Here is a 25,512-nt window from a genome sequence, read left to right as displayed (position 1 = left end):
AACTCTGATCCGCCTTCTTGTCGAAAAGCACTTCTTCTTGACGAAACCGCCCACACGGACAACAACGCCCGCATGCTGAATCAGACCAAACCGGATCCCGTTCGGTCGGCCCTGCTGGACAAGGCGCAGGCGCAAGGCATCCGCCACGGCTATTTCACCCGCCTCGGCGGTGTTTCCAGCGGCATCTACCAGGGCCTCAACATCGGCACCGGATCGAATGACGACCAGGCGCTGGTCGCCGAGAACCGCAGCCGTGTCGCGGCCTGGATGGGCGTGCCGGCGAACCATCTGCTGACCGCCTGGCAGGTCCATTCGCCCGATGTCATCATCGTGCGCGAGCCCTTTGCCGGCGAGCGGCCCAAGGCCGACGCCATCGTCACCGACCGCCCGGGCATCGCCATCGGTGCCTCGACCGCCGATTGCGGCCCGGTGCTGTTCGCCGATGCGCAGGCGCGCATCATCGGCGCCGCGCATGCCGGCTGGAAAGGCGCCTTCACCGGCGTGCTGGAAAACACCATCCTCGCCATGGAAAGCCTCGGTGCCAGCCGCGAAAACATCGTTGCCGTGCTCGGCCCTTCGATCGGCCCTGAAAACTATGAGGTCGGGCCGGAATTCGTCGCCCGTTTCGTCGAGGCCGACGCTGAAAACATCCGCTATTTCGTACCTTCCGCCAACGCCGGCCATGCGATGTTCGACCTCAATCGCTACACGGTCGACCGGCTGGCTAAGGCCGGCGTGACGGCAGAGGGCCTCGGCCGCTGCACTTATGCCGAGGAAGATCTGTTTTACTCCTACCGGCGCACCACGCACCGCAAGGAGCCCGATTACGGCCGGCAGGTTTCGGCAATCGTTTTGGAGAAGCAATAATGGCGCTGCATTTTGAACGTTCGGAATTTGATGCGCGGCGCGACCGGCTGATGATCGAGATGGCCGAGAAGAAGCTCGACGCCATCCTGCTGTTCGCCCAGGAAAGCATGTACTGGCTGACCGGCTACGACACGTTCGGCTTCTGCTTCTTCCAGTGCCTGGTGGTGAAGGCCGATGGTTCGATGGTGCTGTTGACCCGCTCGGCCGACCTGCGCCAGGCGCGCCAGACCTCGATCATCGACAACATCGTCTTGTGGACCGATCGCAACGGCGCCAATCCGGCGGTCGACCTGCGCAATCTGCTCAACGAGCTCGACCTGCTCGGCGCCCGCATCGGCGTCGAATACGACACCCACGGGCTGACCGCCTACAATGGCCGGCGGCTGGACGAACAGCTGCAGACCTTTGGCCAGATCGCCGACGCGTCCGGCATCGTCGGCCGGTTGCGCCTGTTCAAGAGCCCGGTTGAAATCGCCAAGGCCGAGAAGGCCGCCAACCTTTCCGACGACGCGCTCGACGCGGCCTTGCCGCTGATCAAGCAGGGCGGCGACGAAGCGCTGATCCTGGCAGCCATGCAGGGCGCGATCTTTGCCGGTGGCGGCGACTATCCGGCCAACGAGTTCATCATCGCCTCCGGCGTCGATGCGCTGCTGTGCCGCTACAAGTCCGGCCGCCGCAAGCTGACCAAGAACGACCAGCTGACACTCGAATGGGCCGGCGTCTTCAACCACTACCATGCGCCGATGATGCGCACGGTGCTCACCGGCAAGGTCTCGAAGCGCCATCAGGAGCTGTTCGACGCCGCCCGCGCAGCACTTCTGGCCGTCGAGAAGGCGATGACGCCTGGCAACAGCTTCGGCGACGTGTTCGACGCCCACGCCCGCACCATGGAGGCGCACGGCCTGACCAAGCACCGGCTGAACGCCTGCGGCTATTCGGTCGGCGCCCGCTTCACCCCGTCCTGGATGGACATGCCGATGTTCTACCAGGGCAACCCCGAGCCGATCGCGCCGAACATGACGCTGTTCGCCCACATGATCATCATGGATTCCGACACCGAGACGGCGATGACGCTAGGCCGCACCTATCTGACCACCGAATCCCAGCCGAAGCCGCTGTCCCGCCATGATCTCGACTTGATCGTACAGTGAATCCACAATGGGAGGCGTGCTTCGCCAAGGAGTTAGAAGGCAAATGAGACGATCGCATGTGACGACCGTGTCATTGCTTGTGGCATTGGCTCTTGCCGCCTGCACCAACGCAAAGGACGTTCTCGAACCGTCAGCCATCACCCCGCCGTCGACTCCCGGCACCCAGGGCAGCGCCGTCCCCGCCCCGTCGCCCGCCGACCCCGCCACGGCCATTGCGGGCAATCCAGCAACCACCACCACGCCGGTCACGCCAGCCCAAAGTGCTGCCATCCTGTCGAAGACCCGCCTGCAGATCGCGCCGATCGTCGGTGCTTCGGTGGAAGCCGCCACACCGCTGACGGCGGAATTGCAGACGCGCGCCAGGCAACGTGGCATCACGCTTGCCGGCAGCACCGACCAAACCGCGACCCATGTGCTCAAGGGTTATTTCTCGGCGATATCGGAAGGCAAGGACACCACTGTCATCTATGTCTGGGACGTCTACGACCCGGCCGGCAACCGGCTGCACCGCATCAACGGCCAGCAGAAGGCAGCTTCGACAAAATCCGGCGACAGCGGGGGCAGCGATAGCTGGAAAGGGGTCTCACCGGCGACTATGCAGGCAATCGCCGACCAGACCATCGACCAGTTCGCGGCCTGGCTCGGCGGCAAGGCGGGCTGAGGTGTTGCCCACTGGCGATGGCGCGAGGCTTTCTTGAGATTAGCCGGCGGATTCCCGATCTCGGCGCTTGCAATACCGGCGCGGGCCGCTAAAAGCCCGGTTAAAAGGTGCAGGAGAGTCTGTCTGATCTCTCCATCCTCCACCAGGAACGGTGTATGAAACTCTTCGCGGGCAATTCCAACAGGGTGCTGGCCGAAGCGGTCGCCCGCTATCTCAACATCCCGCTGGGCAAGGCCAGTGTCAGGCGCTTCGCCGACCAGGAAATCTTCGTCGAAATCCAGGAAAATGTGCGCGGCGAGGATGTCTTCATCCTGCAGTCGACCTCGTTCCCGACCAACGATCACCTGATGGAACTGCTCATCATGATCGATGCCTTCATGCGCTCGTCGGCCAAGCGCATCACGGCGGTGATTCCCTATTTCGGCTACGCCAGGCAGGATCGCCGCGCCTCCGGCCGTACGCCGATCTCGGCCAAGCTGGTCGCCAACATGATCACGCGCGCCGGCGTCGACCGTGTTCTGACGCTCGACCTGCATGCCGGCCAGATCCAGGGCTTTTTCGACATTCCCACCGACAATCTGTTTTCGGTGCCGGTCATGGCCCGCGACGTGAAGGCGAAGTACAAGCAGCTCGGCAATGTCGTGGTGGTGTCGCCCGATATCGGCGGCGTGGTGCGCGCCCGTGCGCTGGCCAAGCGCTTCGACGCGCAGCTGGCCATCGTCGACAAGCGCCGAGAACGTCCGGGCGAATCGGAAGTGATGAACATCATCGGCGCCGTTGCCGGCAAGGATTGCCTGCTGATCGACGACATCGTCGATTCCGGCGGCACGCTGTGCAATGCCGCCGATGCGCTGCTGGCCAACGGCGCGACCAGCGTCACCGCCTACATCACCCACGGTGTCCTGTCGGGCGGCGCCGTCGCCCGCATCAGCGGCTCGAAGTTGCAGGAACTGGTGATCACCGATTCCATCCAGCCGACCCAAGGCGTGCTCGACGCTCCCAACATCCGCGTCATCTCGATCGCCGACCTGATGGGTGAAGCCATCTCGCGCACGGCGACCGAGGAATCGGTGTCGAGCCTGTTCGACTAGGCCTGTCTCGAAACAGCTTCAAACCTCGAAATAACTCGGGCCGTCGAGGTCGGCGATCAACCCCGGCTGCGTCGGCTGCCATCCCAGCGCCTGCCTGGTCTGCTCGCTGGAAGCAGGCCAATCCATGCCGAAGAAGTGGCCGAGGAAGCCGAAATGGTCGGCTGCTTCCTCGCGGGTTTTGGAGACCACCGGCAGATTCAGTCGGCGGCCGATGATCTCGGCGATCTCCCGTGTCGGCACACCCTGGTCGGCAACGCCGTGGTACCTGGCTCCTCCGGTCCCCTTCTCGAGCGCCAGCCTGAAGAGGGTGGCTGCATCGAGCCGGTGCACTGCCGGCCAGCGGTTCGTCCCGTCGCCAATATAGGCCGAAACACCCTTTTGACGCGCGATGCCGATCAGCATCGGTACGAAGCCATGATCGCCGTCGCCGTGGACCGAGGGCGAAAGACGAACCGCCGAGGCACGCACGCCGCGTGCCGCCAGCGCTTCGGCGGTGACTTCCGAGGCGCGGGGATAGGAAGCGGATGGAGGAACAGGCGCGTCGTTCTCACTCGCCACTTGACCGGCCGGCGTCAGCAGCGCCAGTCCGGAGGTGACAAGCAAGGGCCGCTCGGAGCCTTCGAGTTCCGCCCCGAGCGTCTCGATGGCGCGCCGGTCCGCCTCGCAATTGGCCGCGAATTTCGAGAAGTCATGGTTGAAGGCGGTGTGGATGACGCCATCCGAAAGGGCCGCTCCACTGCGCAGGCTCTCCAGGTCCTCGATATCGCCACGATGCGCCTCGGCGCCCGCAGCGATAACCGACCTAGCGCCTGGATCCGAGCGGGCGAGGCCAAGCACCTGATGGCCCGCTCCAACGAGCTCCCGCACAACCGCTGAACCGACAAAACCGGTGGCACCGGTGACAAATACACGCATCGCGATTTCTCCTTTGTTTGCTCAAGGGCCGTATGGACAGCCCGTTGCCGAAGGAGATACGGGATTGAGAAAATACGATCTATGCTGTAAAGTCCGCATTATCTTCGCAATCGTCCGGAATGCTCATGGATCCGCTCTCAGACGTGCTGTCGCTGCTGAAGCCGCGCAATTACCTGTCCGCCGGGCTGGAGGCCGGTGGCGACTGGTCGATCCAGTTCCCCGACCAGCAGGCAGCCATCAAATGCGGTGCCGTGGTGTCGGGCCGATGCTGGCTGTCCGTGGACGGCGTCGCGGATGCGGTGCGGCTGGAGACGGGTGACTGTTTCCTGCTGCCGCGCGGGCGTCCTTTCCGCCTTGCCAGCGACATGGAGCTGCCATCGGTCGATGCCCGCACCATCTTTTCCCCCGCCCGCACCGGTGGCGTCACCTCGCATAATGGCGGCGGCGATTTCCTTCTCGTCAGCAGCCGCTTTGCCCTATCCGGGGACCATGCCGGCATCCTGTTGCGAATGTTGCCGCCGATCGTCCACATCCGCAGCGACTCCGATCATTCGGCGCTGCGCTGGCCGGTGGAGCGGATGATGCAGGAATTGCGCGAGCGGCGGCCGGGTGGCTTTCTCATCGTCGAGCATCTGGCCCACATGATTCTGATCGAGGCCTTGCGCCTGCATATGGCCGAGGGCTTGCGGGGCGGCATCGGCTGGCTGTTTGCGCTGGCCGACAAACAGATCGGCGCGGCGATCGGCGCCATGCACGAAGACCCGGCGCATGGCTGGACATTGCAGGCGCTGGCCGAGCGCGCCGGCATGTCGCGGTCGACCTTTGCGCTGAAATTCAAGGCGATGGTCGGCGCTTCCCCCATGGACTACCTGACGCGCTGGCGCATGCTCTTGGCCGGCGACAGGCTGGCGAGTTCCGGCGATCCTGTTTCCGTCATTGCACTGTCGCTCGGCTACGAATCGGAAAGCGCCTTCAGCACCGCCTTTAAGCGGGTGATGGGCTGTTCGCCGCGCCAACACAGCCGTGGCCGGCCACCGGCTTCCGCCCCGCATGGCGAGGAGATCATCCTTACCAGCCAGCCCGAGCCGGTCGCGGGCTAAATGGCCGCGCATAACGCCGAAATCATGGGCTTTCCAGTCGAAGCGCAGCGCTTGGCCGACGTATGCTTTCGCCGCTGTCACGCGCACCGCGCATGTAGCCGCGTGGCGACGCGCCCAGCATGCGCTTGAACATGGTGATGAAGGCCGGCACGCTGTCATAGCCGAGATCGAGTGCCACCCTGGTGATTGGTTCCCCGTCGGCCAGCCGTGGCAGTGCTGCGAACAGGCAGGCCTGCTGCCGCCACGTCGACAGCGACAGGCCGGTCTGACGCTGGAAGGCGCGGGTGAAGGAACGGCGGCTCATGCCGGCGGCATCAGCCCATTCGTCGATCGTCGCATGCGGCGAAGGGGCCGCCACGAAACGCCGGCAGAGTGCCGCCAGCCTGGGATCGGACGGGAACGGCAGGCCGAGCGGCCGTTCCGGCAGGGTCGGGATTTCATGCAGCAGGAGATTCATGATCAGCCCGCCACGGCCTTCCAGCACGCCGCCCTGCGGCAGCTTCTCGGACTCCACGATCAGGCTGTGCATCAGGTCGGTGACGCCGACCACGCGCAAGCCTTCCGGCAGCCCCGGAATAGCCTGCGGCATGACATAGACCGAACGCATCGAGACATCGCCCAGCATCTCGACCGAATGCTCGGTGCCGGCCGGAATCCACATCGCATGATCGGGCGGTACCATCCAGCGCCCATGCCGCGTCGTCACCAGCACGACGCCGACCAGCGCGTGCAGCAGTTGGTTGCGGCTGTGGCGGTGTTGCGGCACATGGTAGCCGTCGGGATATTCGGTCGGCAGCGCCACCGCCGGCCCGACTGCTTGCTCCAGCCACAGCCAGCGGCGCTCGTGCAATTGCTCGAGGTTGGCATTGCCCTCGTGAAAGATTTCCCTGCCGTGCGGCATTGGGTATGGCCCACTTGCGAAACTATTGGACCAAACCACGAAAGAAGTCGCGCCGCAAGCAGCTTATAAGGCAACCGTCCTAAGGCGGTCTGCAGGAGCGTCCGCCAGAGCTGCCTGCGGGCGTGCCCGCCAAAAAGACCACGGAGCCTACCTTGACCGATACGACAGCCGCCAGCGTCGCGCCACCAGCGACCGTCAGTCACGCTTCAGCCCAGGCAACGGCCTTCACCGTCATCCTGGCGGTGAGCTTCTGCCACTGCATCAACGACATCATGCAGTCGCTGCTATCGGCCATCTATCCCTTGCTGAAAGAGAATTACGGCCTCGACTTCTGGCAGATCGGCCTCCTGACATTCACCTTTCAGGTGACCGCATCGCTGCTGCAGCCGGTGATCGGCATGGTCACCGACAAGCGGCCGATGCCCTATTCGCTGCCCTATGGCATGGCGTCGTCGCTGATCGGCCTGGTCGTGCTCGCCTATGCCGGGCATTATTCGCTGCTGTTGATCGGCGCCTCGCTGATCGGCATCGGCTCGGCGATCTTCCATCCGGAATCTTCGCGCATCGCCCGCTTTGCGTCGGGCGGCCGCTTCGGCCTTGCGCAGTCGCTGTTCCAGGTCGGCGGCAATTTCGGCCAGTCGATGGGACCGCTGCTGGCTGCCTTCATCGTCGTGCCGTTCGGCCAGACCAGCATCTCATGGTTCGCGGTCGGTTCGCTGATCGGCATCATCGTGCTGTGGCGGGTCGGAGGCTGGTACAGCCGCCTGCGTGCCGCACAGGGCAACCGCAAGACGGCAACCTTCGTCTCGCCCTTCCCGCGCCGCAAGGTGATGAATGCATTGATCGTGCTGACCCTGCTGGTGTTGAGCAAGAATGCCTACATCGCCAGCCTCGCCAGCTACTACACCTTCTATTCCATCCATAAATTCGGCGTTTCCGTGCAGATGTCGCAGGTCATGCTGTTCATGTTCCTCGGCTCCTCGGCACTCGGCATCCTGCTTGGCGGCCCGTTCGGCGACCGCTACGGGCAGAAGGCGATGATCTGGTTCTCGATCGTCGGCGTGCTGCCCTTCACGCTGGCCCTGCCCTACGCCAACCTCGAATGGACGATGGTGCTGACGGTGCTGATCGGCCTGATCCTGTCGTCGGCCTTCTCCAACATCGTCGTCTTTGCGCAGGAGCTGGTGCCGGGACGTGTCGGCATGATTGCCGGCATCTTCTTCGGCTTCGCCTTCGGCATGGGCGGCATCGCGGCCGCCGTGCTTGGCGTCGTCGCCGACATGAAGGGCATCGAGTTCGTCTTCCAGATCTGCTCGTATCTGCCACTGCTCGGCCTGCTGACGGTGTTCCTGCCGAACATGCGGGAAGCCAGGAAGGCGGAGGCGGCGATCAGCTGATATCAGCCAGTCTTCAGGATTTTGACGTGAGGGCGTGGCAGCTGCCACGCCCTCAATGATTCTTTCGTCATTCGCCGGGTATAGGCCTGTTATTGTTCGAAACACGTGCAACAAATGGCGCCGACGGCAAGGCTGGGTCAGCGGGCGCTTTCAAGTTGAAAATAAAGTACCGGGCTCGGCGCGACTGATCAGTGCGCAGCGCTCCGCGTCAGGAAAGGCAATCTGTTATGTCCAGGCTTAAAGACAAGGTCGCGCTGATTACGGGTGGCACCAGCGGCATCGGCCTGGTGACGGCGCGACGTTTCATCGAGGAAGGCGCGCGCGTCGCCATTACCGGCACCAATGCCGGCCGTCTCGAGGAGGCGCGCAAAATCTTGGGCGCCGATGTGCTCATCATCGCCTCCGACGCCGGAGATGCAGCCGCCCAAAGCGATATTGCAGGGCGGATCGGCGAAACCTTCGGCAAGCTCGACGCTCTCTTCCTCAACGCCGGCATCGCCGATCTGCGCCCGCTTGGCGACTGGACCGAGGCAGCGTTCGACAGGAGCATCGATGTCGACCTCAAGGGGCCGTATTTCCTGGTCAAGGCGCTCGTTCCCCTGTTTTCGAACCCGTCATCGATCATCCTCAGCGGACTCGGTCAACGCGCATATGGGAATGGCAGGAACGCATGTCTATTCGCTGGCCAAGGCCGGCATGATTTCGCTGGCGCGGACGCTGTCGGGCGAACTTATAGGGCGGGGCGTTCGCGCCAATGTGATCAGCCCGGGCCCGATCGACACACCGCTCAATGACAAACTTGGGCTGGATCCGGCAGCGGCGAAGGCCCGTGCGAAAGCGGTGGTCGGCCTGGTACCCGCGGGCCGTTTCGGAACCGCCGAGGAAATTGCCAATGCGGTGGTGTTTCTGGCCTCGGACGAATGCCCGTTCATGGTCGGTGCGGAAATGCTGATCGACGGCGGCTTGAGCATCGCCTGAGATCGCCAGGGCCTTAGCACCCGCCAGATGGCGGGTGCTTTTGTCTGTGACGTCGAAATATCCTATGCCTTGAAGAAGGCCAGCAGGTCGGCGTTGATGATGTCGGCATGGGTCGTGGCCATGCCATGCGGGAAGCCCTTGTAGACCTTGAGCTCGCCCTTCTTCAGCAGCTTGATGCTCAGCAGTGCCGAGTCGGCGATCGGGACGATCTGGTCGTCGTCACCGTGCATCACCAGCACCGGCACGTCGATTGTCTTCAGGTCCTCGGTAAAGTCGGTCTCCGAGAAGGCCTTGATGCAATCATAGTGTGCCTTGGTGCCGCCCATCATTCCCTGGCGCCACCAATTGTCGATGACACCTTGCGAGACTTCGGCGCCCGGACGGTTGAACCCGTAGAACGGGCCAGCCGGAACGTCGCGGAAGAACTGGGCGCGGTTGGCTGCCTGGGCGGAGCGGAAACCATCGAAAACCTCGATCGGCAGGCCACCGGGATTGGCCGGGGTCTTGAGCATGATCGGTGGTACCGCGCCGATCAGCACCGCCTTGGCGACACGACCACCCGAACCATATTGGGCGACGTACCGCGCCACCTCGCCGCCGCCGGTCGAGTGGCCGACATGGATGGCGTCCTTGAGGTCCAGATGCGCCGCCAGTGCCGCGACATCGGCGGCATAGGTGTCCATCTCGTTGCCGATATCCGTCTGGGTCGAGCGGCCATGGCCGCGGCGATCATGGGCAATGACGCGGTAGCCCTTGGACAGGAAGAACAGCATCTGGGCGTCCCAGTCGTCGCTGCTCAATGGCCAGCCGTGATGGAAGACGATGGGCTGACCGGTTCCCCAGTCCTTGTAGTAGATCTGCGTTCCGTCCTTGGTGGTGATCGTGCCGCTGCCGGCGCTGGGCTTGGATTGCGAGGCCTGGTTCATCTCAATCTTCCTTCGATTGTTGTCGCGATAAACAATATCGCGATGTCCACATGCCTAGCGTAGCCCAAACCGCTTGTCCATGGAAATATGTATCGCGATATCATTTTTCGTGGTACAGACTTTGGTGCCTGTCTTGGCAAGAAGGAATCCGCCGTGCCTCTCCCGTTGGACAATCAGCTCTGTTTCACGCTCTACGCCACCAGCATGGCGATCAATCGCACCTACAAGCCGATGCTGGACGAGATGGGCATCACCTATCCGCAATATCTCGTACTCAACGCGCTGGCAGAGGCCGACGGCATGTCGGTCGGCACCATCGCACACCGGCTGGCCTTGGAATCGAGCACAGTCACACCGCTGGTGAAGCGGATGGAACAGGCTGGGCTGGTGAGGCGCCAGCGCAGCCAGGTCGACGAGCGCCAGGTGCAGGTCGATCTGACCGCAACCGGGCGTGCGCTGCTCGTCCGGTGCAACTGCCTGAATGAGACCTTGATCGAGCGCTCGGGCATGACGCTGGCACAGCTTGACGCCTTAAACCGGCAGATTCAGGCGCTGCGCGACGCGCTGACCGGCGACCGGTAGCCAGCCGTCAAACAGCGGTCTGGGCCAAAAACCGCGGTGCCGGCGCCGGCACGGCTATCATGCGGACTTAAGCACAGTGAATGGGCGTTTGCGCAGGGTCCGCTTTGCCTGGAAACTTGCGGCGGGAGCGGGACGGCCGACATGGAAGCCCTGGACCTTGTCTATGCCGAACTCGCGCATAAGGGCCATCTGCTCGTCCGTTTCCACCCCTTCGACCAGGATTTTGTGGCCGCGATTTCGGACCAGGGTAATAATGTCCTGGAGCATTGCCTTGCCGTTCGGGGCGCTGCAGTCGTGCAGAAACGAGCGGTCGATCTTGACCGTGTCGAAATCGATGAGACGAAGCCACGAAAGGCCCGCGAAGCCCGTCCCAAAGTCATCGAGCCATATCTTGATGCCGAGCAGCTTCAGGTCGCTGATGCAGCGAAGAATGTCCGAGTGCATCTCCATTTCCAGTCCTTCGGTGATTTCGAAGGCCAGTCTGCTGCCGGCGACGCCGGTCTCGCCCAAAATGGTCGCGACGGACGTCGCGAAGCCAGGTGTCTTGAGCTGAATTGGAGAGACGTTGACGCTGACGACACGGACGTGGTCGTCCGCCAAAAGCTCGGAGCACACCGTCCTTATTGCCCAGCGCCCGAGTTCCAGGATCGCGCCGGTTCGTTCCGCAACGGGAATGAACAGGCTCGGCGGAACCGACGTGCCGTCCAGCATTCTGAGGCGCATCAGAGCCTCAACGGCTTCGACTCGGCCCGATTTGACATCCTGGATAGGTTGATAAACCAGCGAAACGAGATTCTGGCCAATCGCGATCTTCAGCAAGGCCGCGATGTTCTCACTTTCGTCGCTGCTCTGGGGATCGGTCGGATCGAACAGCCGAGCGCAATTTCGACCACCGGCTTTTGCCAGATAGAGCGCGCGGTCGGCTTCGTGGATGATTTTCTCCAGCTTGGCACCAGTCTGCGTCCTGGTGAATGCAGCGCCAACGCTCACTGTCACAATCGAGACGCCGTCTCGCCGCAGCTCGTGGGTAAGCGCCAGGCCCTCCACCGTACTGCAAATGGCTTCCGCCAGATCCATGATCTGTTCTTTTCTCTCCACGCGAGCCAGGACAATGAATTCTTCCCCGCCATAGCGACCGATCGAGCCACTATACTGCTTGATCATTTCGCTAAGGGCATTGGCGACATGGATCAGGCAGCGGTCGCCTTCCTGATGGCCGTAGCAGTCATTGAACTTTTTGAAGAAGTCCACGTCGATGAGGATCGCTCCAAAACTGGTACCAACCCGTTGCCAGTCGCTCCAGTAATCCCGCAGTTTTTCGTCGATCGCCCGCCGATTTTCGAGACCCGTGAGCGGATCGGTCCGCGACAGTCTCAACAGAGCCTTGCCTCGTTCGGTCGCCTCGTTGTGCTGAATTTTGGCTTCCAGGGCGTTCAGGAAGACGTTGTAGCGCTCCTCATTCAGTTTCCAGTTCACATATGAGGTGAATGTGAAGCAGGAAATGTAGAAGGTTCCAAACACCAACTTGTATGTTAGCGTGGAAGGCACAAAGTAGTTTACGACATACAATATGCATAGGATTATAGTTGAGGTTATAATAGAAACTTTGAATCTGAACGTAAAGAAGAGATTGGCACTCATCATGAAGATGGTGCCGAAGACCATATAGTAAGAGACGCTTTCCTTGTCCGCACCCATAACCGCTGGGGACAACCAGCCGACATAGCCAAAGATAATGGCCCCGGCGCAAGTGATGTCGAGCCATTCCGTCCCGACGCCATGGCGAAGCTGCATTTCCAGGATCAAAAGTGCGGTCAGTCCGACCGCGAAGCGCGCCGTGATCGTGTAGGCGGCCACATCCGGGATCAGCAGCAGGTCAGTTGCCGAAAACAGCACATAGATGGCAACGGCCATCCAAAGCCCGGGCCTGGCTTCCCCTCTTCGCGTTACCTGGGCTTCCGTTCGGTAAAGGCTGCGAAGCTCGTCGGACGCCAGTTCGTAACGCGGTTCGTAAGGTTCCGCATCAGCCGCATCGGCAAATACGGATGCCACGCGTTCGTCCATCACAACGAACCCCGTCTGAAGGGGATCTTGTACGCCGAACTCATCTCTAGCTTCTGCCCTCACGCAGGCCGGCTCCTTGGACGCGACGCGATTGCGACGCCGGGCCAACAAATGCAATCGAGCAAGACAAGTTTCCGTTAACTCGAACGAGGAATCGGCCTCAGAAGCGGCCTAACGAATGAACATGGTTTGCGGGAAATTAATCATACCGATAAAATGCGCCCTACCCGCCATTGGCAAATGGAGCATTCTACGCAATAAGTTAACTGACTGTTAACTATGGAGTGATGGGTTGCAAACCGTGTTTGATGGCAAAAGCCTGATTACTGCCAAGATGATCGCCAGCAGTCTCCGTCGAGGAACGATCGAGCATCATGGCGAAGAGTTCGAAAACGCTCGCGCGGAGCTGGCGCTCATTCTCAGCGCGACACAGCAGCAAATCGAACAACGAAAAGACCCTGCCGAGATCATTCGTCGCCTGATGTCGCACCTCAACGCGACGCGTTCCAAGGTGCATCCCGACGTTTGGCAAGCATTGATACCGGTGGTGCAGGGCCACCCGGTCCTGGAGTATTTTCTCGAGGATCCCCTGACACGGTGGTCCTTCAGCAAGCCCAGGGGGTATTCTGGCGACGCGGAGTTGCTCGACTACATCTATTGTGATCCGCACGTGGCCGAGAGCGTGGCAAACGCCTCGGAGACCGGCAAGGCGCTCTATACCCATACCCAGGACGTGCCGTCGTGCGTCGCGGCACGGGAACGACGCGATCTTTTGACCCGATATGTCGACGAGGCTGCGGCCAAGAACGGACCGCAAACCGAGGTCCTGGCGATCGCGGCCGGCCATTTGCGTGAGGCCAATCGCTCAGTCGCCCTGGCGGAGGGCCGTCTCAAGCGCTGGGTTGCGCTCGATCAGGATCCCCAGAGCGTTGGATTGATTTCGCGCGACTTCCAGGGCACCGCGATCGAAGCCATCGACGGCTCGGTGCGCACCGTGCTCACGAGGGGCCACAAGCTGGGCCAGTTCGACTTGATCTACGCCTCAGGCCTTTACGACTACCTTGCGCACAACGTTGCCGTGAAACTCACGAAGACCTGCCTGCAGATGTTGAAGCCGAACGGGACATTCCTGTTCGCCAACTACGCGGAGGGCAATCCTGACGCCGGGTACCGCGAGACGTTCATGGACTGGGTGTTGCTGCTGCGCTCGGAAGTCGCCATGTGGAACATCGTCAATGCCAGCGTCGACCGCAACACCGTCGAGGCCAAGGTGTTCTTTGGCGAGAACCGCAACGTGCTGTACGCCGTCATCGAAAAGCGCGGCTAGCCTTTGGCTTGCACCTCCGGCCACCTTCCGCTATAGAGCCGCCACCCGCGTAGACACCCTTGGAGGCAACGCGGCGGAAAGCCGCCTCACCCGGCGGCTTTCGACGTTTACGGCCAAGCACGTTGCCGGCCGCGAACGCTCCAGAACAAACCGAAAGGAAATGCCATGAGCCACGACACTTACGAGCTCAAGGCCGAAGCACGCGAACAGGTCGGTAAGGGGTCCGCCCGTGCAGTTCGCCGCAACGGTAAAGTGCCTGCAGTAATTTATGGTGACAAGCAGCCTCCCCTGGCCATCGCGCTCACCTACAAGGACATCTACTACAAGATCCATGGCGGCGGGTTTCTGACCACGATCGCCACGATCGATGTCGACGGCAAGAAGATCCAGGTCCTGCCGAAGGACTTCCAACTCGACCCGGTCAAGGATTTCCCTGTCCATGTCGACTTCCTGCGCATCGGCAAGGACACCGAGGTCAATGTCGACGTGCCTGTCCACTTCATCAACGAGGACAAGTCGCCCGGCATCAAGCGCGGCGGCGTGCTCAACATCGTGCGTCACGAAGTCGAGTTCCACTGCCCGGCCAATGCGATCCCGGAATTCATCACCGTCGATCTCACCGGCGCCGACATCGGCGACTCGATCCACATCTCGGCGGTCAAGCTGCCGGCTGGTGTGAAGCCTGTCATCTCCGACCGCGACTTCACCATCGCGACCATTGCCGGTTCGTCGGCGATGAAGCCGGAGACGGAAGCCACCGCTGAAGTGGCGACCCCTGAAGCGGCCCCTGCCGCCGAAGAGAAGTAACTCTTTCACGCCCGGAGCAGGCGATGCTGCTGTTTGCAGGTCTCGGCAATCCGGGCGCGAAATACGCCAACAACCGGCACAATGTCGGCTTCATGGCGGCGGACGCAATCGCCCGCCGCCATTCCTTTTCGCCCTGGTCGAAGAAATTCCAGGGCCTGATTAGCGAAGGCACGCTTGGCGGCGAAAAGATCGTCCTGATCAAGCCGCAGACCTTCATGAACCTGTCCGGCCAGTCGGTCGGCGAAGCGCTGCGCTTCTACAAGCTCGAGCTTTCCGCGCTCACCGTCTTCTACGACGAGATCGACCTTGCCGAGGGCAAGCTGCGCATCAAGACCGGCGGCGGCGCCGGCGGCCATAACGGCATCCGCTCGATCGACGGCCATGTCGGCAACGCCTATCGCCGCGTGCGCATCGGCGTCGGCCATCCCGGCGTCAAGGAAATGGTCCAGCATCACGTGCTCGGCGATTTCGCCAAGGTCGACCGCGAATGGCTGGAACCGCTGCTCGACGCGATCGCCGACAACGCCGCCATGATCGTCAAGGGCGACGAATCCGGCTTCATGAACAAGGCCAGCCTCGCCATCCAGGGCAAGGCCGCGCCGGAGCCGGAAAAGCCGGCGCCAAAGCAGCCGGCGCCCAAGCAGCAAAGTCACGTCCGCCAGGCTCGCCCGCAGCAGCCGGCGGTCAAGCTGCCGGAAAGCGGCCCGATGGCCGCGATGCTGAAGAAACTCTTCGGCAAGGAGTGAACGCCGCAGGAGCGTGCGGCGTTACAGGGCTTGACGTTGATCACCCCTATCGCCCATAGCCCTGATCAAATTTCGATTTCCCGATAGGACCGGACAAAATGGGTTTCAAATGCGGCATCGTTGGCTTGCCCAATGTCGGCAAGTCGACGCTTTTCAACGCGCTGACCAGGACGGCGGCGGCGCAGGCCGCCAACTATCCGTTCTGCACCATCGAACCGAACACCGGCGAGGTGGCGGTGCCCGATCCGCGCCTGCAGAAGATCGCGGCGATCGCCAAGTCGAAGGAGATCATCCCGACCCGCATCTCCTTCGTCGACATTGCCGGCCTGGTGCGCGGCGCCTCGAAGGGCGAAGGCCTGGGCAACCAGTTCCTCGCCAACATCCGCGAGGTCGACGCAATCGTGCACGTGCTGCGCTGCTTCGAGGATGACGACATCACCCATGTCGAGGGCCGCATCGACCCCGTCGCCGACGCCGAGACGGTCGAGACCGAGCTGATGCTCGCCGATCTCGACAGCCTCGAGCGGCGCATCGTGCAGATCCGCAAGCGCGCCGGCAGCAAGGACAAGGAAGCGACGACCGTGCTGCCGCTGATGGAGGCGGCGCTCGAGCTGCTGCAGGCCGGCAAGCCGACCCGCATCCTGCTCAAGGGTATTTCGGCGGACGACCTGCGCATCCTGCAGGGGCTGAACCTTCTGACCTCGCATCCCGTGCTCTATGTCTGCAATGTCGCCGAGGCCGATGCCGCCACCGGCAACGAGCACACAAGGGCCGTGGAAAAGATGGCCACCGCGCAAGGCGCCAGCACAGTGGTGATCTCGGCCGCGATCGAAGCGGAAGTCGCCCAGCTGTCGGACGAGGAGGAGATGGAATTCCTGTCCTCGCTCGGCCTCGACGAACCCGGCCTGAACAAGGTCATCCGCGCCGGCTACGAGCTGTTGCAGCTGATCACCTATTTCACCGCCGGTCCCAAGGAAACGCGCGCCTGGACCGTGCACAAGGGCGCCAAGGCGCCGCAGGCCGCCGGCGTCATCCACACCGATTTCGAGCGCGGCTTCATCCGCGCCCAGACCATCGCGTACAACGACTTCATCACGCTGGGCGGCGAAGTGGCGGCCAAGGAAGCCGGCAAGGCGCGCGACGAAGGCAAGGAATATGTCGTCCAGGATGGCGACGTCCTGCTGTTCAAGTTCAACACCTGATTTTGTGAAGATCACGCCTGGCGGCAAGCCCTTCCGGTACCGGCATCTCTAAGAGTTCTTCGCAGCCGCCGGAGTCATTCGCCCGCCAGTTGCTTGTCTTGATTTTGTCACGCCACAGGACTAAGCGGCAGGTGCACGCGCCGGACCGCCGTGCCATCCGACACGAGCTTCAATCCGAACGCACCCTTTGGCCCCAACAAGGGAGACCCGGCGATGATCAAGGCCTTCGTCGTGGACAATGACCGCCTGCGCGTCATCGACGATCTCCTGGCAAACGGCGAGAACGTCGTCTGGGCCGACCTGCTCAACCCGACCAGGGAAGAGGAAGTGGCGATCGAAAGCTGGCTCGGCGTCGCCATTCCGACGCGCGAGGAGATGGAGGAGATCGAGATTTCGAGCCGCCTCTATGTCGAGGACGGAGCCTACTTCATGACCGCCACCCTGCCCGCCCAGACCGAGGTTGACGATCCCCTGATGTCGCCGGTCACCTTTGTGCTCGCCGGCTCCCGGCTGATCACCGTGCGCTATCACGAACCGAAGGCATTCAAGACCTTTCCGCAGCGCGCTGAAAAGGTGGCGACCGGCTGCACCAGCGGCGACACCATCCTCATCGGGTTGCTGGAGGCGATCGTCGATCGCCTCGCCGATATCCTGGAGCGCGCCGGCCGCGACATCGAGGCGATTTCGCGCGATATCTTCGAGGCGAGGTCGACCAAGGTTTCCAAGCGCAATCGCGATTTCCAGGAACTCCTGAAAGCCATCGGCCGCAAGGAGGACATCGCCTCCTCGATCCGCGACAGCCTGATCTCGCTGCAGCGCCTGGCCGGTTTCTTCGCCCACGCCTCGACCCGGACCAAGATGAGCAAGGACACCAAGGCGCGCATCAAGACGCTGTCGCGCGATGTGCTGTCGCTCGCCGACCACGCCACGTTCCTGTCCCAGAAGATCAGCTTCCTGCTCGATGCCACGCTCGGCATGATCTCGATCGAGCAGAACGCCATCATTAAGATCTTCTCGGTCGCCGCCGTCATCTTCCTGCCGCCGACGCTGGTGGCTTCGATCTATGGCATGAATTTCGACATCATCCCCGAGCTCAAATGGCAGCTCGGCTATCCCTTCGCGATTGGCCTGATGATCCTGTCGGCGATCCTGCCCTTCTGGTATTTCCGCCGCCGCGGCTGGCTTTGACCCGTCCGCCAAGGGCCATGCGGCCACGACGTGGCGCTATAGAAATCTCTTGACCAAACGGCGCCCTGCCTGCATCCGGAAACCCCGATCCGAAATCGTGGGTCTATGAACCGGATTCCAGACCATGACCGCAAAAACCTGGGCCTATGAGGATTTCGTCGAGGGCGCCTTGTTCGACCTCGGCAGCAAGCAAGTGAGCGCCGCCGAAATCATCGAATTCGCCAGCGAATTCGACGCGCAGCCCATGCATCTCAATGAGGACGCCGGCAAGGCGAGCATCCTCGGCGGCCTCTCCGCTTCGGGCTGGCATACCTCAGCCATGTTCATGCGCATGCTGTGCGATGCTTTCCTGCTCGACTCCACCTGCCAGGGATCGCCTGGCGTCGATCAGGTGAAATGGAAGAAGCCGGTGCTGGCCGGTGACACGCTGACAGGAAGCCTGGTGGTTCTCACCAAGCGCCTGTCGCGGTCGAAGCCGCAGCTCGGCTTCGTCACCATGCGCAGCGAACTGCTCAACCAGCGCGGCGAAAGCGTCTTCGAGCTCGAAAACTCCGTCATGTTCCTCACGCGCGACGCTGCCGGGAGCGCAGCATGACATTGGACGAATTCTTCCGCATCGGCACCACCGTTACGCTCGGCTCGCACACATTCGAGCCAGAGGCGATCAAGGCGTTCGCCAGGAAATACGACCCGCAGATTTTCCATATCGACGAGGAAGCAGCCAAGAAGAGCGTGCTCGGCGGGCTCTGCGCGTCGGGCTGGCACACGGCCGCGACGTGGATGAAACTCAATCTGGCAAGCAGCATGGACGCCGAGATCGCTGCGTGGAGCGGCCCTGGCCCGGTGCCGGAATTCGGCCCCTCGCCTGGCTTTAAGAACCTGAAATGGCTGAAGCCGGTCTATGCCGGGCAAACGATCACCTTCACGCGTACGGCACTTTCCCACCGCCCAATCGCGTCACGCCCCGGCTGGCGGCTGCTGGCGTTGCGTTGCGAGGCCTTCGATTCGGCCGGCGACAAGGTGCTGGAGTTCGAAAGCGCCGTGCTGGTGAAGGTGGAGTAGCTCCCTTTCCCTTCTCCCCTGTCGGAGAAGGTAGGAAGCGCCGATCAATGCCCTTCAAACCCGATCAGCGTCCTCACCGGCACGCCGAGCGCTTCGAGCTTGGCGCGGCCGCCGAGATCCGGCAGGTCGATGACGAAGCAGGCGGCAAGGATGTCGGCGCCGATCTGCCGCAGCAGCTTGACCGCCGCTTCCGCGGTGCCGCCCGTGGCGATCAGATCGTCGACGAGGATCACCTTCTCGCCAGGAGAAACGCCGTCCTTGTGCATCTCCATCTCGTCCAGCCCGTATTCAAGGCTGTAGGCGACGCGCACGGTCTCGAAAGGCAGCTTGCCCTTCTTGCGGATCGGCACGAAACCGGCCGAGAGCTGATGGGCGACGGCGCCGCCAAGGATGAAACCCCGCGCCTCGATGCCGGCGATCTTGTCGATCTTCTGGCCGGCATAGGGATGCACCAGCTCGTCGATGGCGCGGCGGAAGGCGCGCGCATTGCCGAGCAGCGTGGTGATGTCGCGAAACAGGATGCCGGGCTTGGGATAATCCGGAATGGTACGGATCGCGGCAAGCAGTGAGTCTTCGAGGGAGGATTTCATGGGTCGAGATTACCTGAAACGGAGATTCTTGCGCGACAATTGTTCGATCGAACTGCAGCCCATCAGCTTCATGCCGCGCTCGATCTCGACCCGCATCTGTTCGAGCGCCCGTTCGACGCCCGGCTGGCCGGCCGCCGCGAGCGGGAACAGATAGTAGCGGCCGACGCCGACCGCCTTGGCGCCGAGCGACAGCGCCTTCAGCACATGCGTGCCACGCTGCACGCCGCCATCCATGATGACGTCGATCTTGTCGCCGACCGCGTCGACGATCTCGGCAAGCTGGTCGAACGCCGCTCGCGAGCCATCCAGCTGCCGGCCGCCATGGTTCGACAGCACGATGCCGCTGCATCCGATCTCGACGGCGCGTTTGGCGTCCTCCACCGACATGACGCCCTTGAGGCAGAACGGACCCGACCACAGCCTGACCATCTCTGCGACATCGTCCCACGTCATCGACGGGTCGAGCATTTCGGTGAAGTAACGGCTGATCGACATGGTGCCGCCGCCCATGTCGACATGCTCGTCCAGCTGCGGCAGCTTGAACCCCTCATGGGTGAAATAATTGATTGCCCAGGCCGGCTTGATCGCGAACTGCAGCATTCCGGCCAGGTTGAGCTTGAAGGGGATGGCAAAGCCGGTGCGTTTGTCGCGCTCGCGGTTTCCCCCGGTGATGCTGTCGACTGTCAGCATCATCACTTCGACGCCAACCTCCTTTGCCCGCTGCATCATCGCCCGGTTGAGGCCGCGATCCCGGTGGAAATAGAACTGGTAGACCTGCGGGCCGCTGCTGATCCCGCGCGCCTCCTCGAGGCTGACGGTGCCAAGCGAGGAGACGCCGAACATCGTGCCGTATTTGGCGGCGGCCTTGGCGACCGCGCGCTCGCCCTGATGGTGGAACAACCGCTGCAAGGCGGTCGGCGAGCAATAGACCGGCATCGCCAGCTTCTGGCCCATCACGGTCACCGACATGTCGATTTCGCTGACGCCGCGCAGGACGTTGGGAACCAGGTCGCAGGTCTCGAAGCTTTCGGTGTTGCGGCGATAGGTGACCTCGTCGTCCGCCGCGCCGTCGATGTAGTCGAAGATCGGCCCCGGCAGCCGCCGTTGCGCCATGCGGCGGAAGTCGGAAAAATTGTGACAGTCGATGAGCCGCATCATTGATTTCCAGACGTCAAATCGTGGCAATCGCTTCGCCACCGTTTGGTGCGTCGAATATCAACCTGTTGTCTCCGTGCCAACGGCCTAATTGCCGAGCTGGCTCACGAGCTACAACCGCGCGCACAAAAAGGGGCGCCCGAAGCGCCCCTTTCGTCGAAAACCGGCAGCCGGCGAAAGATTACATGCCGAGATCGGAACGAAGCTCGGCCTTGGCCACGTCGTATTCGGCCTTGAAGTCGTCCCGGTTGAGCAGGACGGCGGCGATCACGCTGCCGGAAATCTTGCCCATCTCGACGTCGGACGCATAGTGGATGCCGCCGACCTCACGATTGTGGGCGTATTCAGCCGCGCGCGCCATGATCTCGGCGCGCTTTTCCGGAACCATGTCGGACAGGATGATGCCCATCATGGTGCCGACGGTGGCGTGGCCGGAAGGCTACGAACCGGAGCTGGACAGCTTGACGGCGGGCTTGACGAGGTCGCTGAGCTGGTGCGGACGCGGGCGCTTCCAGATATCCTTGGCCGGATCGACAACGGCGCCTTCGGTGGCCACCACGCGATCGAAGAAAGCACTGAATTTCGGCAGCGTTTCCTTGTTGAACTTCGGCCCCATGACATTGGCGAAGCGCCAGACATTCTCCTCGGCGTCGGCAACAGCGCTGGCCACCATTTCGGGCGTGCGCGTCACCTGCAGCGTCAGCACCTCGCCAAGTTCGGCCTTGGTCTGCGCCGAATCGTTCGCGGGCGGTGGCGGCAGGATCATCGTCAGGTCGACATTCTTGTTGGTGATGAAGGGCTGGGCGTCTTCCGCTTGCGCGGCCGAGCCGACGATGAACAGCAAGAGGCCTGCCGCGAGCGATGCGTATCTTTTCATGGGTGCGATCCTTCGATGAGAGCGGCACAGGATCGCCAGATGCGGTGACGGCCATGTGACACCACAGGCCTCCCCAAACACAAAAGGGCGCCTTTCGGCGCCCTCAGACTGCTGACAAACCCCTGGCTTTTGCTGGGGGTTTTTGATTCACTGGGTCATGTTGAAGCGACCCGCCCCCGAACAGACCGCGCTTGAGATGGTAACGTTGGATCAGCTTGTTCCGGCTGATCATCTGTTGCGCAAGATCGAGCGCGCGATCGACTTTTCGTTCATCCACGATCTGACCGCGCCGCTGTACTGCGCCGACAATGGCCGGCCGCCGCTCGACCCGACCTTGATGTTCAAGGCGCTGTTCATCGGCTACCTGTTTGGGGTTCGCTCGGAACGCCAGTTGGTGCGCGAGATCGAGGTCAACGTCGCCTATCGCTGGTTCCTGCGGCTGAAGCTGACGGACAAGGTGTTCGACGCCTCGACGCTGTCGCAGAACCGACGCCGGCGCTATCAGGATGAGACCATCGCGCAGGGTATCTTCGACAGGATCGTCGAGCAGGCGATCCGGCATGGGCTTGTCGACGGCACAGTGCTCTACACCGACAGTACGCATCTGAAGGCCAGCGCCAACAAGAACCGCTTCGACCTTGCGGTGGTGGCCAAGTCGCGCGCCGACTACTGGGAAGCGCTGGACGCCGCGATCGAGGAGGACCGGGTCCAACATGGCAAGAAGCCGTTGAAGGAGAAGGAACGCCAGCCCGCCGAGAAGCAGACCAAGGTGTCGCGTACCGACCCCGACAGCGGCTACATGGTGCGCGACGGCAAGCCGAAGGGCTTCTTCTATCTCGACCACCGCACGGTGGACGCCGCCCATGCCATCATCACCGACACCCATGCCACGCCGGCCAACGTGCATGACTCGATCGTCTATCTCTCACGCCTCGACCGACAGCGCCAACGCTTCGGCTTCCAAGTGGGGGCGGTTGGGCTCGATGCGGGATACGCAACCGCTGGCATCGCCAAGGGATTGGAGGACCGCGACATCCTCGGCGTCACCGGCTATCGCAATCCAACACCACCCAAGCCCGGCATGATGAGGAAAACCGCCTTCGCTTATGAGCCGGATCTGGATGGCTATCGCTGCCCACAGGGCCAGCTTCTCAGCTACGCCACCACCGATCGCAACGGCTACCGCCAATACAAGAGCGACCCGGCCATTTGCCAAACCTGCCCGCTGCTGGCCTCCTGCACGACCAACGCCGCCGCGACACGCACCATCACCCGCCATGTCTGGCAAGATGCGCGAGAGCGCATCGACGCCAATCGCCTCACCGGCTGGGGCAAGCTTATCTACCGCCGCCGCAAGGAGACCGTCGAGCGCTCCTTCGCGGACGCCAAGCAACTGCATGGCCACCGCTACGCCCGCTTCCGAAGTCACGTTCGCGTCGCCTGCCAGTGCCTGATTGCAGCCGCCGCCCAGAACATCAAGAAAATCGCCCTTTGCCTGTGGCCAAAGCCAAAACCAGGCATCGCCTGAGGCCAGCGAACCACGGGTCCCCGTCCTGCAACCTCCTGTCAAATTGTCCTGACAACGAAATCGCTAACCCGTTCAGTCGCATAAAACAAAACCCCGCCTAAAATAGACGGGGTTTGTCAGCAGTCTGAGGGCGCCTTTCGGCGCCCTCAGACCGCTGACAGCGCCCTTTTTTGATCGTGTGGCTGTGCGCGGTTCAGTGCGCCACGCCTTCCCACACCTTGCGCTTGGTGAGATAGACCAGCGCGCCGAACAAAAGCAGGAACACCAGCACGCGGAAGCCGGTCTTCTTGCGGTCTTCCATATGCGGCTCGGCCGCCCACATCAGGAAGGCAGAGACGTCGCGGGAATACTGGTCGATGGTCTGCGGCGCGCCGTCGTCATAGGTCACCTGGCCGTCGGACAGCGGCTTGGGCATCTTCAGCGACACGCCTGACATGAAGTACGGATTGTAGTGGGTGCCCTCCGGGATGACCATTCCGGCCGGCGGCGTCTGGTCGTAGCCCGTCAGCAGCGAATGGATGTAGTCGGGGCCGCCCTGGGCATACTGCGTGAAGATATCGAAGACGAAGCGCGGGAAGCCGCGCTCGACGCCGCGCGCCTTGGCCAGCAGCGACATGTCGGGCGGAGCGGCACCGCCATTCGAGGCAGCGGCGGCTTCCTCGTTGGCGAATGGCGGCGGGAAGTGGTCGGACGGCTTGCCGGGGCGGTCGAACATGTCGCCGGCGTCGTTCGGGCCGTCATGGATGGTGTACTCGGCCGCCAGCGTCTTGATCTGCGCGTCCGAATAGCCGAGGTCCGACAGCGTGCGGAACGCCACCAAATTCATCGAATGGCAGGCCGAACAGACTTCCTTGTAGACCTTCAGGCCGCGCTGCAGCTGCGCCTTGTCGTAGGTGCCGAACGGCCCGGCGAAGCTCCAGTCCATCTCCTTCGGCTCGTTGATCGGGAAATGCGTCGGTGCGGCCGCGTTGTGTGCCTCCTCGGCGGCGATCGCCCCGGTGCCAACAACCACGAGGCCAAGCAACGCCAGCGAGGTGAGAATCTTCTTCATGCCAAATCCCCTTAGATTCTCTACCCGCTCAGCCCTTGGTTTCCGGCGCGGCCGTAGCCCCCGCAGGATGATGACCGCCACCCTTGTTCTTCTCGAGCACCGCTTCGGTGATCGAATTCGGCAGCCGCCGCGGCGTCTCGATCAGGCCGAGCACCGGCAGCGCGACCAGGAAGAAGGCGAAGTAGAACAGTGTCGCCATCTGCGCCATGAACACGTAGCTGCCTTCCGCCGGCTGCGAGCCCAGCCAGCCGAGCAGGATGGCATCGGCCACGAACAGCCAGAAGAACAGCTTGTACCAGGGCCGGTACACCGCCGACCGCACCTTCGAGGTGTCAAGCCATGGCACCAGGAACAGCATGACGATGGCGCCGAACATGCAGATCACGCCGCCGAGCTTGGAATTGATCGGCCCGATGTTGAACGTGATGGCGCGCAGGATCGCGTAGAACGGCAGGAAGTACCATTCAGGCACGATATGCGCCGGTGTCTTCAGCGGATTGGCCACGATATAATTGTCGGGCGCCATAAGGAAATTCGGAATGTAGAAGACGAAATAGGCGAAGAAGAACAGGAACACGATCATGCCGAACGCGTCCTTGATTGTCGCGTAAGGGGTGAAGGCGACGGTGTCGGTCTTCGACTTGACCTCGATGCCGGTCGGATTCGACTGGCCGACGACATGCAGCGCCCAGACATGCAGCACGACGACGCCGGCGATCATGAACGGCAAGAGGTAGTGCAGCGCAAAGAAGCGGTTCAGTGTCGGGTTGTCGACGGCGAAGCCGCCGAGCAACAGTTGCTGGATCCATTCGCCGACCAGCGGGATTGCGCTGAAGAAGCCTGTGATGACGGTGGCGCCCCAGAAGCTCATCTGGCCCCACGGCAGCACATACCCCATGAAGGCCGTCGCCATCATCAGGAGGTAGATGATACAGCCGAGGATCCACAGCAGCTCGCGCGGCGCCTTGTAGGAGCCGTAATAAAGGCCACGGAAGATGTGGACATAAACGGCCATAAAGAAGAACGAGGCGCCCGTGGCATGGAGATAGCGCAACAGCCAGCCCGAATTCACGTCGCGCATGATCTTCTCGACCGAATCGAAGGCGAGACTGGTGTCGGCCGCAAAGTGCATGGCCAGCACGATGCCGGTCAGGATCTGCGACACCAGCATGATCGCCAGGATACCGCCGAAGGTCCACGCATAGTTCAGGTTGCGCGGCACCGGATAGGCGATGAAACTGTCATAGACCATCCGCGGCAGCGGCATGCGGGCGTCGAACCAGCGTTCGATACCGGTCTTGGGCGTATAGGTCGAGTGTCCCTCGCTCATCGAAATATCCCCTGCC

23 protein-coding genes and 2 pseudogenes are annotated in these 25,512 nt (G+C 62.3%); 16 read left to right on the top strand and 9 right to left on the bottom strand.

Annotated elements, in window-relative coordinates:
* Nucleotides 1–72: 72 nt before the first annotated feature.
* The 4 genes from pgeF to CGZ66_RS32995 all read left to right on the top strand — a co-directional run bounded on the left by pgeF (nucleotide 73) and on the right by CGZ66_RS32995 (nucleotide 3,770).
* Entirely contained in the window at nucleotides 73–867 is a 795-nt protein-coding gene (gene pgeF / locus CGZ66_RS33010; RefSeq protein WP_095090866.1) for a peptidoglycan editing factor PgeF, read from the top strand.
* Nucleotides 867–2,018, top strand: a complete 1,152-nt coding sequence (locus CGZ66_RS33005; RefSeq protein ID WP_095090865.1) for a M24 family metallopeptidase — start codon at nucleotides 867–869, stop codon at nucleotides 2,016–2,018. The genes pgeF and CGZ66_RS33005 overlap by 1 nt, the downstream gene beginning before the upstream one ends.
* Nucleotides 2,019–2,061: 43 nt before the next feature.
* A complete protein-coding gene (locus tag CGZ66_RS33000) occupies nucleotides 2,062–2,679 on the top strand; it encodes a hypothetical protein (protein WP_095090864.1) in 618 nt (205 codons plus the stop codon).
* A 155-nt stretch (nucleotides 2,680–2,834) separates the two neighbouring features.
* Nucleotides 2,835–3,770, top strand: coding sequence for a ribose-phosphate pyrophosphokinase (locus CGZ66_RS32995; RefSeq protein WP_019860650.1), 936 nt, complete (start codon nucleotides 2,835–2,837; stop codon nucleotides 3,768–3,770).
* 18 nt (nucleotides 3,771–3,788) lie between these two features.
* Here the strand turns inward: CGZ66_RS32995 and CGZ66_RS32990 are convergent, their stop codons facing one another.
* The gene (locus tag CGZ66_RS32990; RefSeq protein WP_095090863.1) at nucleotides 3,789–4,685 is read right to left on the bottom strand and encodes an SDR family oxidoreductase; all 897 of its coding nucleotides are present in this window, start codon (nucleotides 4,683–4,685) and stop codon (nucleotides 3,789–3,791) included.
* 125 nt (nucleotides 4,686–4,810) lie between these two features.
* On the opposite strand from CGZ66_RS32990, the gene CGZ66_RS32985 reads away from it, so the two are divergent.
* Complete coding sequence (locus CGZ66_RS32985; protein WP_095090862.1) at nucleotides 4,811–5,785, top strand: AraC family transcriptional regulator; 975 nt, start codon at nucleotides 4,811–4,813, stop codon at nucleotides 5,783–5,785.
* Nucleotides 5,786–5,807: 22 nt separating this feature from the next.
* Here the strand turns inward: CGZ66_RS32985 and CGZ66_RS32980 are convergent, their stop codons facing one another.
* Entirely contained in the window at nucleotides 5,808–6,686 is an 879-nt protein-coding gene (locus tag CGZ66_RS32980) for an AraC family transcriptional regulator (protein WP_095090861.1), read from the bottom strand.
* Between the two features lie 152 nt (nucleotides 6,687–6,838).
* Here CGZ66_RS32980 and CGZ66_RS32975 point away from each other — a divergent pair, with 152 nt between their 5' ends.
* Nucleotides 6,839–8,083, top strand: a complete 1,245-nt coding sequence (locus CGZ66_RS32975) for an MFS transporter (RefSeq protein ID WP_167392345.1) — start codon at nucleotides 6,839–6,841, stop codon at nucleotides 8,081–8,083.
* Nucleotides 8,084–8,310: 227 nt separating this feature from the next.
* Nucleotides 8,311–9,061 (top strand): annotated as a pseudogene (locus tag CGZ66_RS32970) (SDR family oxidoreductase).
* Between the two features lie 62 nt (nucleotides 9,062–9,123).
* Here CGZ66_RS32970 and CGZ66_RS32965 read toward each other — a convergent pair.
* The gene (locus tag CGZ66_RS32965; protein WP_095090859.1) at nucleotides 9,124–9,987 is read right to left on the bottom strand and encodes an alpha/beta fold hydrolase; all 864 of its coding nucleotides are present in this window, start codon (nucleotides 9,985–9,987) and stop codon (nucleotides 9,124–9,126) included.
* A gap of 153 nt (nucleotides 9,988–10,140) precedes the next feature.
* On the opposite strand from CGZ66_RS32965, the gene CGZ66_RS32960 reads away from it, so the two are divergent.
* Nucleotides 10,141–10,569, top strand: coding sequence for a MarR family winged helix-turn-helix transcriptional regulator (locus tag CGZ66_RS32960; protein WP_095091699.1), 429 nt, complete (start codon nucleotides 10,141–10,143; stop codon nucleotides 10,567–10,569).
* A gap of 57 nt (nucleotides 10,570–10,626) precedes the next feature.
* Here CGZ66_RS32960 and CGZ66_RS32955 read toward each other — a convergent pair whose 3' ends face one another.
* A complete protein-coding gene (locus tag CGZ66_RS32955; RefSeq protein WP_095090858.1) occupies nucleotides 10,627–12,633 on the bottom strand; it encodes a putative bifunctional diguanylate cyclase/phosphodiesterase in 2,007 nt (668 codons plus the stop codon).
* A 292-nt stretch (nucleotides 12,634–12,925) separates the two neighbouring features.
* Here CGZ66_RS32955 and CGZ66_RS32950 point away from each other — a divergent pair, with 292 nt between their 5' ends.
* From CGZ66_RS32950 to CGZ66_RS32920, 7 genes are all read left to right on the top strand, one after another.
* Nucleotides 12,926–13,960 (top strand): class I SAM-dependent methyltransferase, encoded by a 1,035-nt coding sequence (locus tag CGZ66_RS32950; RefSeq protein ID WP_095090857.1) that lies wholly within the window; start codon nucleotides 12,926–12,928, stop codon nucleotides 13,958–13,960.
* A gap of 165 nt (nucleotides 13,961–14,125) precedes the next feature.
* Complete coding sequence (locus CGZ66_RS32945) at nucleotides 14,126–14,767, top strand: 50S ribosomal protein L25/general stress protein Ctc (protein ID WP_095090856.1); 642 nt, start codon at nucleotides 14,126–14,128, stop codon at nucleotides 14,765–14,767.
* 23 nt (nucleotides 14,768–14,790) lie between these two features.
* Nucleotides 14,791–15,513 (top strand): aminoacyl-tRNA hydrolase, encoded by a 723-nt coding sequence (gene pth, locus CGZ66_RS32940; protein ID WP_095090855.1) that lies wholly within the window; start codon nucleotides 14,791–14,793, stop codon nucleotides 15,511–15,513.
* Between the two features lie 98 nt (nucleotides 15,514–15,611).
* Complete coding sequence (gene ychF / locus CGZ66_RS32935; protein WP_095090854.1) at nucleotides 15,612–16,715, top strand: redox-regulated ATPase YchF; 1,104 nt, start codon at nucleotides 15,612–15,614, stop codon at nucleotides 16,713–16,715.
* 213 nt (nucleotides 16,716–16,928) lie between these two features.
* Nucleotides 16,929–17,903 carry a magnesium/cobalt transporter CorA gene (gene corA, locus CGZ66_RS32930; protein WP_095090853.1) on the top strand — a complete coding sequence of 325 codons (975 nt, stop codon included), beginning with the start codon at nucleotides 16,929–16,931 and terminating at the stop codon, nucleotides 17,901–17,903.
* Between the two features lie 124 nt (nucleotides 17,904–18,027).
* Entirely contained in the window at nucleotides 18,028–18,498 is a 471-nt protein-coding gene (locus tag CGZ66_RS32925; RefSeq protein WP_095090852.1) for a MaoC family dehydratase, read from the top strand.
* On the top strand, nucleotides 18,495–18,965 hold the full coding sequence (locus tag CGZ66_RS32920; RefSeq protein WP_095090851.1) for a MaoC family dehydratase: 471 nt from the start codon (nucleotides 18,495–18,497) through the stop codon (nucleotides 18,963–18,965). The genes CGZ66_RS32925 and CGZ66_RS32920 overlap by 4 nt, the downstream gene beginning before the upstream one ends.
* Nucleotides 18,966–19,009: 44 nt before the next feature.
* On the opposite strand, the gene CGZ66_RS32915 is transcribed toward CGZ66_RS32920, so the two are convergent.
* The 3 genes and pseudogenes from CGZ66_RS32915 to CGZ66_RS41600 all read right to left on the bottom strand — a co-directional run bounded on the left by CGZ66_RS32915 (nucleotide 19,010) and on the right by CGZ66_RS41600 (nucleotide 21,587).
* Entirely contained in the window at nucleotides 19,010–19,555 is a 546-nt protein-coding gene (locus CGZ66_RS32915) for an adenine phosphoribosyltransferase (protein ID WP_095090850.1), read from the bottom strand.
* A 9-nt stretch (nucleotides 19,556–19,564) separates the two neighbouring features.
* On the bottom strand, nucleotides 19,565–20,710 hold the full coding sequence (locus tag CGZ66_RS32910) for an alpha-hydroxy acid oxidase (protein ID WP_167392344.1): 1,146 nt from the start codon (nucleotides 20,708–20,710) through the stop codon (nucleotides 19,565–19,567).
* A 181-nt stretch (nucleotides 20,711–20,891) separates the two neighbouring features.
* Nucleotides 20,892–21,587 (bottom strand): annotated as a pseudogene (locus tag CGZ66_RS41600) (acid phosphatase).
* 157 nt (nucleotides 21,588–21,744) lie between these two features.
* Between CGZ66_RS41600 and CGZ66_RS32900 the strand changes: the two are divergent.
* The gene (locus CGZ66_RS32900) at nucleotides 21,745–23,115 is read left to right on the top strand and encodes an IS1182 family transposase (protein ID WP_095081263.1); all 1,371 of its coding nucleotides are present in this window, start codon (nucleotides 21,745–21,747) and stop codon (nucleotides 23,113–23,115) included.
* Between the two features lie 193 nt (nucleotides 23,116–23,308).
* Here the strand turns inward: CGZ66_RS32900 and CGZ66_RS32895 are convergent, their stop codons facing one another.
* Together CGZ66_RS32895 and CGZ66_RS32890 are read right to left on the bottom strand one after the other, a co-directional pair.
* Nucleotides 23,309–24,166 carry a cytochrome c1 gene (locus tag CGZ66_RS32895; protein WP_095090848.1) on the bottom strand — a complete coding sequence of 286 codons (858 nt, stop codon included), beginning with the start codon at nucleotides 24,164–24,166 and terminating at the stop codon, nucleotides 23,309–23,311.
* 28 nt (nucleotides 24,167–24,194) lie between these two features.
* Complete coding sequence (locus CGZ66_RS32890) at nucleotides 24,195–25,496, bottom strand: cytochrome b (protein ID WP_095090847.1); 1,302 nt, start codon at nucleotides 25,494–25,496, stop codon at nucleotides 24,195–24,197.
* Between the last annotated feature and the right edge of the window lie 16 nt (nucleotides 25,497–25,512).

The organism is Mesorhizobium sophorae (genome assembly GCF_002270415.1).
GTDB classification, from domain to species: Bacteria; Pseudomonadota; Alphaproteobacteria; order Rhizobiales; family Rhizobiaceae; genus Mesorhizobium; species Mesorhizobium sophorae.
Note: the sequence above shows the minus strand (reverse complement) of the source record. Positions and strands in the feature narration are given on the sequence as shown.